8 protein-coding genes are annotated in these 14,835 nt (G+C 44.1%); all 8 read left to right on the forward strand.

Features of this window, described 5'->3' with window-relative positions; genetic code table 11:
- Window positions 1-131: 131 nt before the first annotated feature.
- Entirely contained in the window at window positions 132-563 is a 432-nt protein-coding gene (gene rplK / locus GKR41_RS00370) for a 50S ribosomal protein L11 (protein WP_226809879.1), read from the forward strand.
- Window positions 564-1,259 (forward strand): 50S ribosomal protein L1, encoded by a 696-nt coding sequence (gene rplA, locus GKR41_RS00375; protein ID WP_226809880.1) that lies wholly within the window; start codon window positions 564-566, stop codon window positions 1,257-1,259.
- Between the two features lie 311 nt (window positions 1,260-1,570).
- Window positions 1,571-2,059: a 50S ribosomal protein L10 gene (gene rplJ, locus GKR41_RS00380; RefSeq protein ID WP_226809881.1), complete on the forward strand. Its 489-nt coding sequence runs from the start codon at window positions 1,571-1,573 to the stop codon at window positions 2,057-2,059.
- Between the two features lie 89 nt (window positions 2,060-2,148).
- Complete coding sequence (rplL, locus tag GKR41_RS00385; RefSeq protein WP_226809882.1) at window positions 2,149-2,529, forward strand: 50S ribosomal protein L7/L12; 381 nt, start codon at window positions 2,149-2,151, stop codon at window positions 2,527-2,529.
- Window positions 2,530-2,899: 370 nt separating this feature from the next.
- Window positions 2,900-7,012 (forward strand): DNA-directed RNA polymerase subunit beta, encoded by a 4,113-nt coding sequence (rpoB, locus tag GKR41_RS00390; RefSeq protein ID WP_226809883.1) that lies wholly within the window; start codon window positions 2,900-2,902, stop codon window positions 7,010-7,012.
- Window positions 7,013-7,033: 21 nt separating this feature from the next.
- Window positions 7,034-11,281: a DNA-directed RNA polymerase subunit beta' gene (gene rpoC / locus GKR41_RS00395; protein WP_226809884.1), complete on the forward strand. Its 4,248-nt coding sequence runs from the start codon at window positions 7,034-7,036 to the stop codon at window positions 11,279-11,281.
- 2,498 nt (window positions 11,282-13,779) lie between these two features.
- Window positions 13,780-14,160 (forward strand): 30S ribosomal protein S12, encoded by a 381-nt coding sequence (gene rpsL, locus GKR41_RS00400; protein ID WP_226809885.1) that lies wholly within the window; start codon window positions 13,780-13,782, stop codon window positions 14,158-14,160.
- A 163-nt stretch (window positions 14,161-14,323) separates the two neighbouring features.
- On the forward strand, window positions 14,324-14,794 hold the full coding sequence (rpsG, locus tag GKR41_RS00405) for a 30S ribosomal protein S7 (protein ID WP_226809886.1): 471 nt from the start codon (window positions 14,324-14,326) through the stop codon (window positions 14,792-14,794).
- The last annotated feature ends 41 nt before the right edge of the window (window positions 14,795-14,835 follow it).

Consider the following 14,835-nt stretch of genomic DNA (forward strand, 5'->3'; position numbering starts at 1 on the left):
CACGTAACAAAGTTCTGTGAAGAATTAAAGCACACTCAATGCGTTCATCTTTTATTAAAAAGCGCTGATAATAATTTTCTAGGAAGCGCATTATTACTCGCCGAACGTTAGGTGTTTATCCAAGGTTTTAAATGGCAAAAAAAATTATTAGCTTTATTAAGCTGCAGATTCCTGCAGGTAAGGCCAATCCTTCGCCGCCTATCGGCCCAGCACTAGGTCAGCGAGGACTAAATATAATGGCGTTTTGTAAAGCATTTAATGCGCAAACTCAAGGCCTCGAGCCAGGTTTGCCAACGCCGGTTTTAATTACCGCTTATGCAGATAAAAGTTTTACATTCGTTCTAAAAACTCCACCGGCAGCTGTGCTTATTAAAAAAGCAGCAAAAATTGATAAAGGATCAAATAAGCCGCATATGGATAAGGTGGGTAATATCACATACGCGCAAGCCGAAGAAATCGCTAAGGTAAAAATGCCAGATCTTACTGCAGCTAGTCTCGATGCGGCAGTTCGAACAATCGCCGGCACGGCTCGTTCGATGGGCATTACTGTGGATGGTGTATAAATGAGTAAAGTTTCAAATCGCCTGAAAGTACTAAAAAGTAAGGTCGATCACCTAAAGCTGTATCCAGTAGATGATGCATTGTCACTTGTGAAACAGTGTGCAACTGCTAAATTTGATGAGTCAATCGATGTCGCGGTGCAGCTTGGTATTGATTCAAAAAAATCAGATCAAGTAGTTCGTGGCTCGGTTGTATTGCCGGCGGGCACGGGAAAAAGTGTGCGTGTTGCTGTATTTGCACAAGGTGATAAAGCGGAGCAAGCTAAAGCTGCGGGCGCCGAAATTGTCGGGATGGAAGACTTAGCTGAACAAGTAAGGGCCGGTAATCTAAATTTCGACAGCGTGATCGCATCACCAGATACGATGCGCGTAGTTGGCGCGCTTGGTCAGATCCTAGGTCCGCGCGGTTTGATGCCGAATCCTAAAATGGGCACGGTTACACCAGACGTAGCAACTGCAGTAAAGAATGCGAAAGCTGGTCAGGTGCAGTTCCGCGTTGATAAAGCCGGAATTATTCACGCGACAATTGGCCGTGCATCATTTAAATCTACCGATTTAAAATCTAATCTAACTACATTAGTCGGTATGCTACAAAAGGTAAAACCTACGACTAGTAAGGGCGTCTATCTACGAAAAATTGCGATATCAAGCACAATGGGTATCGGTATTCGGGTCGACCTAAATACTATTGTTGCATAAAAAGAGATATCTATAAAATGTGCCCAAGAAGTTGTAATTTCTAACTAAATATAGACTAGGCAACCGTGTTATTGTTGTAAAAAACGACATAGTAATTGTCACAGACCGTTGGTGAAAGGGTGATTATAGCGCCCGTTCTTAATTAAAAACCAACGCAGATGGCGAACCCGAAACAGTTTTGCTGAATAGAAGCTAGAAACTGTAATTATTTGTACTAGCCGAAATACTCTAACAATCTCGGGAGCCGGTTATAAACGCGGTGCGCGATGTGGTCGAACGACCCTCTAGCGGACCAAATCTGGAGGTTAAACGTGCCACTTAATCGTGAAGATAAGCGAGCCATCGTGGCTAAAATTTCCGCTAAAGTTGAAAGAGCTCAGACTATTGTATTAGCAGAATATCGTGGAATTTCCGTTAGTGATCTAAATAATCTTCGCGCAAAGGCATGCGAGCAGCAGGTATACCTGCGCGTGTTAAAAAATACACTCGCACGTCGCGCGGTCATGGGTACTCCATTTTCTTTGCTCGCCGAGCATATGACAGGTCCATTGATTTATAGCATTTCAGATGATGCAATTCCGGCGGCCAAAGTTATCTATGACTTTAGTAAAACTACTGACAAGCTCGAAATTAAAGCCGGCTTCTATAACGATAAGGTAATAAACAAGGCTGATGTGCAAGCGTTGGCTTCTATTCCGAGTCGAGAGGAACTGCTTGCGAAGCTTTTGGGAGTTATGCAAGCACCTGTTTCCGGCTTTGCGTGCGCTTTAGCTCTTCTAGTAAAAAAGCAAGCAGCATGAATGAGGTCGTCTGACAGGCAGCCGAGTACGAGCTCGGTTAACTGCGGATCATTAGCTAAAATCCAAATTCCAAGTTAGGAGTATTTTAAATGGCAATCGCAAAAGAAGACATCTTAGAAGCCGTTGGCGCGATGTCAGTCCTGGAGCTAAATGAGTTAGTTAAGGCCTTTGAGGAGAAGTTTAGTGTATCGGCTGCTACTGCGCTTGCTATTGCGGGTCCAACAGGTGCAAGTGGTACTACTGCGATAGTAGACGAGCAGACAGAATTTACAGTAAACCTACTAGAAATCGGTGTGAATAAGGTATCAGTTATTAAAACTGTTCGTGAACTTACGGGTCTTGGTCTAAAAGAAGCAAAAGATTTAGTTGATGGCGCACCAAAGCCTATTAAGGAGGCGGTGCCAAAAGATGTCGCTGAAGAAGCTAAGAAAAAGCTCGAAGACGCTGGCGCAAAAGCTGAAATTAAATAATTTTCAGTTTTTTGCGCGAAGGGCTGGCGGTTCCAGACCGTCAGCCTTTTTGCGCTTTGTAGATCTGGCAGCACTCCATATGTTAGGTGTCGATGTAATTGCCACGGAAATCAAGGGAAAAGTCTTTGCATAATGTATTTATCTTTTCCTTGTCTTCTAAGGCGACCGCAGAAGACAAGTTTGGTCCGGGTAGCGGCGAGGAATATAGGCAACCGCTGCTGTCAGCCAGCGGTTGGTAGCGGCCAACCACCAAGCTTCTTGGTCTGTTCAAGCGTCTGAACAACCATATGGTTTCAGTCGGTGAACACTCGGGCAATTTTGTTCGCTGCTGTTGGAACAATGAACTATTACGCCGTGATTCGGAGATCGTATGCAATATTCCTTCACCGAGAAGAAGCGTATTCGCAAGAGTTTTGCGAAACGCCCTATCGTTCACCCGGTTCCTTTCCTGCTGGCTACTCAGCTTGAATCATTTAGTGCTTTCTTACAAGCGGATATACCTGCTACACAACGTAAGCCAGAAGGGCTGCAGGCTGCTTTCATATCAGTTTTTCCAATTGTCTCGCATAATGGATTTGCCCAGCTTAAGTTTGTCAGCTATGCGTTATCATCACCAGTATTTGACGTTAAGGAATGCCAGCAGCGTGGATTAACCTATTGTTCTGCGTTGCGGGCTAAAGTTCGCTTAGTAATCCTTGACAAGGAATCGTTAACTAAGCCAGTTGTAAAGGAGGTTAAGGAGCAGGAAGTGTACATGGGCGAGATTCCGCTTATGACGCCGACCGGCTCTTTCGTAATTAATGGCACCGAGCGTGTAATTGTCTCACAGCTACACCGATCACCAGGTGTGTTCTTTGAACACGATAAGGGTAAGACACATAGCTCGGGTAAGTTATTGTTCTCGGCGAGAATTATTCCCTACCGCGGTTCTTGGCTAGACTTCGAGTTTGACCCGAAAGATATTCTATATTTTCGAGTTGATCGTCGCCGTAAAATGCCAGTAACAATTCTCCTAAAAGCTATTGGCTTAACGCCAGAGCATATATTGGCTCATTTCTTCGTATTCGATAACTTCACGTTAATAAACGAAGGTGCGCAAATGGAGTGTGTGCTGGATCGTCTACGAGGTGAGATTGCGCGTTTTAATATTACCAACCGGGATGGAAGAATTATTGTTCAGAAAGACAAGCGGATTAATACTAAGCACATCTATGATCTTGAAAACGCAAAGATAAAGTACCTCTCGGTGCCAGATGACTATCTGATTAGCCGTATTCTTGCAAAAAATGTGATTGATACTAATACCGGTGAAGTGATTGCTAATGCAAATGACGAGATAACTGAGACTTTACTTGAAAAGTTCCGAGAAATGCGTGTGCAAGAAATTCAGACGCTATATACGAACGATCTAGATCACGGCCCATACATATCATCGACACTCCGTATCGATGATACCACCGATAAAACTGCCGCCAGAATTGCAATCTATCGAATGATGAGGCCAGGTGAGCCGCCTACAGAAGACGCAGTTGAGGCGTTATTTAACCGTCTCTTTTATAGCGAGGATGCGTACGATCTGTCGAAGGTTGGTCGCATGAAGTTTAATCGTCGTGTTGGTCGTGAGGAAGTTCATGGTCCAATGACCTTAACCGATGATGATCTTCTCTCGGCGATTAAAATTTTAGTCGAGTTGCGTAATGGCAGGGGTGAAGTAGATGATATTGACCACTTAGGAAACCGTCGTGTACGCTGCGTCGGTGAGTTAGCCGAGAACCAGTTTCGCGCTGGACTAGTGCGAGTAGAGCGCGCCGTTAAAGAGCGTCTTGGTCAGGCGGAGAGTGAAAATCTAATGCCGCACGACCTGATTAACTCAAAACCGATTTCGTCAGCGATTCGTGAGTTCTTCGGCTCCTCGCAGCTATCGCAGTTTATGGATCAGACTAACCCTCTATCTGAAATTACGCATAAGCGGCGTGTATCGGCGCTAGGACCTGGAGGATTGACGCGTGAGCGTGCTGGCTTTGAGGTGCGTGATGTACACCCGACCCACTACGGTCGTGTATGCCCAATCGAAACGCCGGAAGGTCCAAATATCGGTCTGATTAACTCACTCGCACTGTATGCTCATCTGAATAAATATTGTTTTCTCGAGACACCATATCGTAAGGTAATCGATAGCAAAGTAACCGACCAAATTGATTACCTATCTGCGATCGAGGAGGGGCGATATGCAATCGCTCAAGCAAATGCGGCAATTGACGATGAAGGTAGACTAATTGACGAACTAGTTTCGGCTCGTGAAGCTGGTGAAACGCTGATGGTTATACCAGATCGCATTCAATATATGGATGTCGCGCCATCACAGATCGTATCTGTAGCTGCGTCACTGATTCCGTTCCTTGAGCATGATGATGCAAACCGTGCATTAATGGGTTCAAACATGCAGCGGCAGGCGGTGCCTTGCCTGCGGCCAGAAAAAGCGGTAGTTGGCACTGGAATCGAGCGTAGAACTGCCGTAGATTCCGGTACGACAGTGCAGGTTTTCCGTGGTGGAGTAATTGACTATGTTGACGCTAGCCGCGTAGTCATTCGCGTAAATGATGACGAAGCGGTAGCTGGTGAGGTTGGCGTTGATATATACAATCTAATTAAATATACACGCTCGAATCAAAATACGAATATCAACCAGAGGCCTATCGCGAAGGTTGGAGATCGTGTTGCACGTGGTGACGTAATTGCTGATGGTGCGTCAACCGATTTGGGTGAGCTTGCACTTGGCCAGAATATGCTGGTGGCGTTTACGCCGTGGAACGGCTATAACTTCGAGGATTCACTCTTAATTTCTGAGCGCGTTGTTTCCGATGACCGATATACCTCGATTCACATTGAGGAGCTTAATATTGTGGCACGCGATACAAAACTCGGACCAGAAGAAATTACGAGAGATATCTCTAATCTAGCTGAGGTGCAGCTAAATCGCCTAGATGAATCTGGAATTATTTATATCGGCGCTGAAGTCGAATCGAGTGATGTATTGGTTGGTAAAGTAACACCGAAAGGCGAGACTCAGTTGACTCCAGAAGAAAAGCTTCTACGAGCGATCTTCGGTGAGAAAGCGTCTGATGTCAAGGATACCTCCCTGCGTGTTCCATCGGGCATGACCGGAACAGTAATCGACGTACAAGTATTTACACGCGAAGGAATCCAGCGAGATAAACGCGCGCAGCAGATCATTGATGACGAACTGAAACGCTATCGACTAGACTTAAATGACCAATTACGTATTGTCGAGAGCGATGCATTCGAACGGTTAGCGCGTATGCTTCACGGCAAGATTGCGAATGGTGGTCCAAAAAAGCTCGTAAAAAATGCGAAGATTACGCAGGAATACTTAGATAATTTAGATCATTATCACTGGTTCGACATCAGTCTTTCCGATGAAGAGGCGGCAGCGCAACTAGAAGCAATTAAAGAATCAATCGAGCAAAAGCGTGATCAGTTTAGCCTTGCATTTGAAGAAAAGAGAAAAAAACTTACGCAAGGAGATGAACTCCCCCCGGGCGTACTAAAAATGGCTAAAGTATACCTGGCAGTCAAGAGGCGATTGCAGCCTGGCGATAAGATGGCGGGTCGCCACGGTAATAAGGGTGTCGTCTCTAAGATCGTTCCGATTGAAGATATGCCATATATGGCTGATGGTCGTCCATGCGACGTTGTATTAAATCCACTAGGTGTGCCATCAAGAATGAACGTTGGACAGATCCTTGAGACCCACTTAGGCTGGTCTGCAAAAGGCTTAGGTTGGCGCATAGGTGAAATGTTGCAAGCCAAGAAAGTAACGCTAGTCCAAGATCTACGATTATTTTTGACGAAGATCTATAATGAGTCAGGTCATCTAGAGTCGATTGATGAGATGTCTGATGATGAAATTATTGAGCTTGCCAAAAACTTAAAAGAAGGGGTGCCATTTGCAACACCAGTATTTGATGGAGCGCACGAAAGAGAGATTTCACGCATGCTTGATCTAGCGTTTCCCGATGAGATAGCGAAGCAATTGGGAATGACGAAATCGAAGAACCAAGTGACACTGTACGACGGAAGAACAGGTGAGGCCTTCGAACGTCCAGTAACAGTTGGCTATATGCATATGCTGAAGTTACATCATTTAGTAGATGATAAAATGCATGCCCGATCGACTGGTCCATATTCACTAGTAACACAGCAGCCATTGGGCGGTAAAGCACAGTTTGGTGGCCAACGATTTGGGGAAATGGAAGTTTGGGCGCTAGAGGCATACGGCGCATCTTATGTGTTGCAAGAAATGTTGACGGTGAAGTCGGATGATGTAACGGGTCGCACGAAGGTATATGAGAACCTCGTCAAGGGTGATCACATGATCGATGCGGGGATGCCGGAATCATTCAACGTGCTAGTAAAAGAAATACGGTCACTCGGTATTGATATCGATCTAGACCGGAACTAATCGGACTACTGGAGAAAAGCAATGAAAGCTTTGCTCGATCTATTCAAGCAAGTCCAACAAGAAGAAGTTTTTGATTCCATCAAGATAGGCCTGGCCTCGCCAGATAAGATCCGGTCCTGGTCGTTTGGTGAAGTAAAAAAGCCAGAAACTATCAATTATCGCACCTTCAAGCCAGAACGCGATGGTTTATTCTGCGCGAAGATTTTTGGCCCAATCAAGGATTACGAGTGTTTATGTGGCAAGTATAAACGCTTAAAACATCGTGGTGTAATTTGCGAAAAGTGCGGTGTTGAGGTGACACTTACAAAAGTACGCCGCGAGCGTATGGGCCATATTGAGCTTGCTTCTCCGGTTGCACATATATGGTTTCTAAAATCTCTGCCGTCACGCTTGGGTATGGTGCTCGATATGACATTACGCGATATCGAGCGCGTGCTTTATTTCGAGGCATATGTCGTTATCGATCCAGGCATGACATCGCTGAAAGCGCGGCAGATTATGACCGAGGAAGATTACTATAAAGCCGAAGAAGATGGTGAAGAATTCCGAGCAGAAATGGGCGCAGAAGGTATACGTGAGTTGCTTCGAGCTATCGATATTGACGCACAGATTGAGCAACTTCGAGCGGAGTTAAAGACCACCGGCTCGGAAGCAAAGATTAAGAAGTACGCAAAACGCCTAAAAGTGCTTGAAGCATTTCAGCGTTCCGGGATTAAGCCAGAATGGATGATTCTTGAGGTATTGCCTGTGCTGCCGCCGGAGTTACGTCCGCTAGTGCCGTTGGACGGTGGCAGGTTCGCGACGTCAGATCTAAACGACTTATATCGTCGTGTGATTAATCGTAATAATCGGTTAAAGCGTTTACTTGAACTAAAAGCACCCGAGATAATTATTCGAAATGAAAAGAGGATGCTGCAGGAAGTAGTCGATTCGCTACTCGATAATGGACGTCGTGGTAAGGCGATGACTGGTGCTAATAAACGACCCCTAAAGTCACTTGCTGATATGATTAAAGGCAAAGGCGGCCGCTTCCGCCAGAATTTACTTGGCAAGCGTGTTGACTACTCTGGCCGTTCAGTGATTGTCGTCGGTCCAACACTTAAACTGCATCAGTGCGGCTTACCTAAGTTAATGGCACTTGAATTGTTTAAACCGTTCATTTTTAACAAGCTCGAAGTAATGGGTGTTGCGACGACAATCAAGGCAGCAAAGAAGGAAGTTGAAAGCCAGACATCGATTGTGTGGGATATTCTTGAAGAAGTTATCCGTGAGCATCCAGTGATGCTGAACCGCGCACCAACGCTACATCGTCTAGGGATTCAAGCATTTGAGCCGGTACTAATAGAGGGAAAAGCAATCCAATTACACCCACTCGTATGCGCTGCGTTTAATGCGGATTTTGATGGTGACCAAATGGCTGTGCATGTACCGCTTTCGCTCGAAGCACAGATGGAGGCGCGCACACTAATGCTTGCATCTAATAACATTTTGTTCCCGGCTAACGGTGATCCCTCTATCGTTCCATCACAAGATATCGTTTTGGGTTTGTACTATGCGACGCGCGAAGCAATCCATGCGAAGGGCGAAGGAATGGTCTTTACTGGCGTAGGAGAAGTGCTTCGAGCATATGAGAATAAGACAGTAGAACTAGCGTCGCGCGTTAATGTACGGATTACCGAGAGGGTGGCTAATGAGGATCATTCTAATGATTCGCCTAAATTCGTATCCAAGATTTCCCTATATGCTACTACCGTAGGTCGTGCGATTCTATCAGAAATTTTGCCACCTGGCCTGCCATTTAGAGTCCTAAATAAACCTTTGAAGAAGAAGGAAATCTCTAGACTAATTAATACTGCTTTCCGTTGTTGCGGCTTACGCGAAACAGTCATTTTTGCTGACCAATTAATGCAATCCGGATTTCAGCTAGCCACTCGAGCTGGAATCTCGATCTGTGTTGACGATATGCTTGTGCCAGTACAAAAGGGAGCAATCGTCGGTGAAGCTGCTAAAAAAGTCAAGGAATATGATCGACAATATATGTCGGGATTGGTTACTGCCCAGGAGCGTTATAACAACGTAGTCGACATTTGGTCAGCAACCTCTGAGTTAGTTGGAAAAGCAATGATGCATCGACTTTCAACTGAACCAGTAATCGATAGAAATGGCAATAAAACGCATCAAGAGTCATTCAATTCGATTTATATGATGGCAGACTCTGGTGCCCGTGGTTCAGCAGTGCAGATTCGTCAATTAGCTGGTATGCGTGGTCTTATGGCTAAGCCGGATGGCTCGATCATCGAAACGCCAATTACTGCAAATTTCCGCGAAGGCTTAAATGTGCTGCAATACTTTATCTCAACGCATGGAGCCCGTAAAGGATTGGCGGATACTGCATTAAAAACTGCGAACTCAGGCTATCTAACTCGTCGTTTAGTTGACGTAACACAAGACCTTGTAGTGGTTGAAGACGATTGCGGCACTAGCCAGAGCGTAGTAATGAAAGCTCTAATCGAAGGCGGTGAGGTTATCGAAGCGCTACGCGACCGGATTTTAGGCCGAGTAGCAATATCCGATATAGTCAATCCAGAAATCCAGGAAACGCTATACAAATCAGGCACTTTACTAGATGAAGCTGCGGTTGAAGAAATTGAGCGCCTCGGCATTGATGAGGTGCGCGTACGTACGCCACTTACCTGCGAAACACGCTATGGTTTATGCGCGAAATGCTATGGTCGAGATCTTGGACGCGGCGCACTGGTAAATGTAGGTGAGGCGGTAGGTGTAATCGCCGCGCAATCAATTGGCGAGCCTGGTACGCAGCTAACAATGCGCACATTCCATATCGGTGGTGCTGTATCACGATCAGCTGTAGCTTCTAGTGTTGAAGCGAAGTCTAATGGAACTGCACGCTTTACCCCAACAATGCGCTATGTTACGAACACAAAAGACGAGCAGATTGTTATTTCTCGTTCTGGAGAAATGATTATCGCAGATGACCACGGTCGTGAGCGTGAATGCCACAAAATTCCATATGGTGCAACGCTACTACAATTAGATGGCATGCAGATCAAAGCGGGTACACAGCTTGCGACGTGGGATCCCATGACACGTCCGATTATTACCGAGTACGGTGGTACGGTAAAATTTGAAAATGTTGAAGAGGGAGTAACCGTCGCTAAACAGATCGATGAAGTAACCGGCCTATCGACTCTCGTTGTTATTGACTCAAAGCACTGTGGCTCTCAATCACCTAAGAATGTACGCCCACAGGTAAAGCTTCTATATGAGACCGGTGACGAAGTAAAAATTCCAGGTACAGAGCATGCGGTGCAAATTGGTTTCCAGGTCGGTGCATTAATCACTGTTAAGAATGGCCAGAAGGTGCAGATCGGTGAGGTGCTTGCGCGGATTCCAACTGAGTCGCAGAAGACTCGCGACATTACTGGCGGCTTACCCCGAGTTGCAGAGCTATTCGAGGCGCGTTCTCCAAAAGATGCGGGCTTTCTAGCAGAAGTCACCGGAACAGTATCATTCGGAAAAGATACGAAGGGAAAGCAGCGTTTAATCATCACAGACCTAGACAGAAATCAACATGAATTTCTAATTTCTAAAGAAAAGCAAGTACTTGTACACGATGGCCAAGTTGTTAACAAGGGCGAAATGATCGTCGACGGTCCGGCAGATTCGCATGACATACTGCGCCTGCAGGGTGTCGAGGCGCTCTCTCGCTATATCGTTGATGAAGTGCAAGACGTATATCGCTTACAGGGTGTGAAAATTAATGATAAGCATATTGAAGTGATTGTGCGCCAAATGCTGCGACGCGTGCAAATCGTGGATAATGCTGATACTCGGTTTATCCCGGGCGAACAAGTAGAGCGTTCCGATATGCTTGACGAGAATGATCGGATTATTGCGGAAAGTAAACGGCCAGCAACTTATGAAAATGTGCTACTTGGTATTACAAAAGCGTCACTATCGACTGATTCATTTATCTCAGCTGCATCGTTCCAGGAAACAACGCGCGTGCTGACTGAAGCAGCGATTATGGGCAAGCGCGACGATCTTCGTGGTTTAAAAGAGAATGTGATTGTTGGTCGCTTGATTCCAGCTGGTACAGGGCTTGCATTCCACAAAGCTAGAAAGAGTAAGGAGATGGCTAATAGAGAACGTTTTCAGCAGATTAAAGAAGAGGAAGATAATTCGAGTCCATTTGACTTTACTATGCCCAAAATACCAGTCGAACAGCCGTTTTCTGAAAAAAAATAATGCTCCAGCCCGCTAGTTTAGAATTAACGATTCTAGAGAGCCAAGTTATGCACCAAATATTAGTTCGGCAATAAATTCTGCGTACATGTACAAGAGTGTTTTTGTGTACATGTACAAGAGTGTGTGAGATTTATTTTTATGTAAATCGACTGAAACAGTTAGCGACAAAGATTTGTATAGTTAAAAGTTTTATTTTTTTACTTTTCGCCCGATATTTAGCTTGTTTTACATTCAAAGTCTTAGATAAGAACAGCATATATGATGAAAAGCAAAGTATAAAACTGGGGTAGTTTAAGATTTCTAGTCGACTAAATACTCATAAAATTTATGAGAGTATCTTCTAGAGTATGTCTTATTACCACTTTTCTTAAATTATTTGAATGCATGTGCTTAGTGCAGTAGCAGAATAGTTCATCGCATAACTGACTTTTAGTGCAGGTAACTCTGCTAAGCAGCATAGAATTACGACTTACTTGAGGTTATAAAACCTATAAATAAGACAAGAAACTTTAATATCAATAGTAACACTGTTGTGCAATATCTCCATCAGCACAGACAGATAGGCTACCATTCATATGAATGGTTTGGTAGAAAATTGGATATACTAATTTTGTAATGTTAAAAACTAAATTTTTGTCCCCCGAAGAACCAAAATACCTTCTGCTTCATAGAGTAATTACTCTATGAAGCAGAAGGTATTTCATCATAAATCTTCTAATGAAGCGCCGATTAACTTACAAAAGTAGTAATAAGTTATTATAGATAATGCTAATCAAATAATTAAAGTGCCTATCATTTACAATGAAGAGTTATATGCAGCTCTTCAACTCTTCAATAAAGTACAAGCAAAACACGAGACGTTTTTAAACTGCTACCACTGCTTCTGTTGCGGGTAAGGAAAAAAGATAGACCGATGAGCTAGTAATACTAAAGACTAGGGCGGATTGTTAACAGCGAACTTCATAGAACTGCTCACGAGAAGTCAGTAAAGTTATTTGCAATTAGTAAAGCTTCTGTATATCTCAGTAAGGCTATGTTTACGGTGCAAGTACATGTGTATGCATATATATTGCAATATTATCGTGCATTTCTAGAATGTACGCTGCATTGTCCAGACCTCCATATCAAGGACGCGTTTGCACGAGAATAATCATCAAGTGGCTATTGCACTAAACAACGTACCAAACAATATTCGAGTATTTTTTCCGAATTTTAATTGATCGAACATTGATTACCAAATCGTTGAGAAAAATAATGCGTATATACAAATTATACTTTACTCACGCTTAGTCTGCTAACGCAGACAGCGCTGTTGATTCGCGTATTATGTATTGCGCCTATCTCCCCGGAAAAATGAATAATTAGCTAATTTAGTGGGGAATACAGGCGTCACCCTGCTAGTAACTCGGCTTTGTTAACAGAGAGCGGGCATTATAAATATATCAACATTCCCTTTAGAATAAAACTTAGTAAACTAAGCACGCATTTTATCCCGCATCTCTTCCTAAGAGTATTAAGACTTTCTTAGAAAACTAGCGGCTGCTAATAATAACCTTTCCTTGAATACATATATATTCCGCTGTCTAAACGATGTTATGCAGCGGAGCTGAATGATTCGTGAGTCTATGTATGGCTAACGAATTACATAGTCAAGTATAGGCAGAAAGCTTGAGATGTGTTGCATGTATTGTGCAGACACTAAATATCAATGTGTACAGAGCTGCTTAGCCACTTAGATAGATAGCTAACCTGCTCGTATCTAGCCAAAACCCCCTAATAACACAAGCGCAGCATTGAAATAATCCCGTTAGTATACCGCGCACATCGGGCTAGTAGATTTGATTTGGGAGCACTTAATCGATATATTATAAGGTAATAATCTCATAGATTAAGCGCTAGGAGGATCTAATTCCATGAGAACTTTTAGTATTATTAACTTCTTGTTAGGGGTGTAATAGCAATAAATTCATAAATTCATCGATGTCCCTCTTTCCAGATATTACAAGTCTATGGAGAACCACTTCTTACAGAACCAAGTAAAATTAGCACTAATGGGAGTGTAGTGTTACGATTCGTCAATATACTGTATCTAAGTAAAGTAAAGATAAATATCCGTACATATCATAGTAAGCGTACGGCCTAGACATAGCCCGCAGAGTATCGCCGTCCCGGCGTATGTTCTGAGATTAATTAGCGGCTTTTATATATCAATATAATTACACGATACGGTATAAGATAGCATATCGTTAGTACATATATTTTAGTCACTACCACTCAAGAGTAAATAATATATAATAGCACTGGCTATGTTGGTGACGCGAGAAAATTCCGAAATCTATTGACGTACCTAAAAAGTCTAGAATAAAATAGCGGGTTATTCTATCGGCGAAGCTGCGCGAACATTACTAGCCACTTATTCAATATCTAAGCCGGCTGATTTTCAGCATACTGCTGCCCGGGCCAGCGTTATCCGGTTTTGACCACTTCCAGGAATCATGATGCCAACCATCAATCAATTGGTTCGCAAAGGCCGCGCTTCGGAGCATACGAAGAGTAAAAGTCCTGCATTACAAGACTGTCCGCAGCGCCGCGGTGTATGTACTCGTGTGTACACGACAACGCCAAAGAAACCGAACTCAGCACTTCGTAAAGTCGCAAAGATTCGTTTGACAAACGGCTTCGAGGTTATCTCATATATTGGTGGTGAAGGCCATAACCTACAGGAGCACTCAGTTGTGCTAATTCGTGGCGGCCGAGTTAAAGATCTTCCGGGCGTACGTTACCACACAGTGCGCGGGTCCCTAGATACCCAGGGAGTCAAGAACCGTAAGCAAGCGCGCTCAAAATACGGCGCAAAGCGCGCTATTACAGGTAAGTAAGTAATATTTCTGCCAATGTATGGGCGATAATACTAAAATTAGTCGGCCCTATCGAGTAAGCGCTTAGATGATTAATATAGTTAATCGTAAGATGGATCGAGATTTAGTAGATAGCCTCGAGAGAAAAGAAAAACCGATTCAATCGAATAGTTAAAGGAAAAAAATGCCGCGTCGTCGCGAAGTTCCTAAGCGGGAAATATTGCCAGATCCAAAATTCGGTAATGTTGATGTTGCAAAATTCATGAATGTATTGATGCTTTCAGGTAAAAAATCAGTCGCCGAGCGCATCGTATACGGGGCTTTTGAGCAAATACAGGGAAGAGGTGGGAAAGACCCACTAGAGGTGTTTACAGTCGCACTGAGCAACGTGAAGCCGGTAGTCGAAGTGAAGAGTCGTCGTGTGGGCGGAGCGAACTATCAGGTTCCAGTTGAAGTTCGGCCATCACGTCGTATGGCATTATCAATGCGTTGGTTGCGCGAGGCTGCGAAGAAACGTAGTGAGAAGTCTATGGCGCTGCGTCTAGCGGGTGAATTACTAGAAGCTGTAGAAGGTCGAGGGGGTGCTATGAAGAAGCGTGATGAAGTACACAGAATGGCGGAGGCAAATAGAGCTTTCTCCCATTTCCGTTTCTAATAGCCATTAGTCTGGCGATCCGTAATAAACGAAAAATTTCG

This window comes from Candidatus Vallotia laricis (assembly GCF_020541325.1).
GTDB lineage: Bacteria > Pseudomonadota > Gammaproteobacteria > Burkholderiales > Burkholderiaceae > Mycetohabitans > Mycetohabitans laricis.

Coding starts and splice junctions, on each gene's coding strand:
- rplA (WP_226809880.1), top strand. CDS start 564: ATGAGTAAAGTTTCAAATCGCCTGAAAGTACTAAAAAGTAAGGTCGAT.
- rpoC (WP_226809884.1), top strand. CDS start 7,034: ATGAAAGCTTTGCTCGATCTATTCAAGCAAGTCCAACAAGAAGAAGTT.
- rpsL (WP_226809885.1), top strand. CDS start 13,780: ATGCCAACCATCAATCAATTGGTTCGCAAAGGCCGCGCTTCGGAGCAT.
- rpoB (WP_226809883.1), top strand. CDS start 2,900: ATGCAATATTCCTTCACCGAGAAGAAGCGTATTCGCAAGAGTTTTGCG.
- rplK (WP_226809879.1), top strand. CDS start 132: ATGGCAAAAAAAATTATTAGCTTTATTAAGCTGCAGATTCCTGCAGGT.
- rplL (WP_226809882.1), top strand. CDS start 2,149: ATGGCAATCGCAAAAGAAGACATCTTAGAAGCCGTTGGCGCGATGTCA.
- rpsG (WP_226809886.1), top strand. CDS start 14,324: ATGCCGCGTCGTCGCGAAGTTCCTAAGCGGGAAATATTGCCAGATCCA.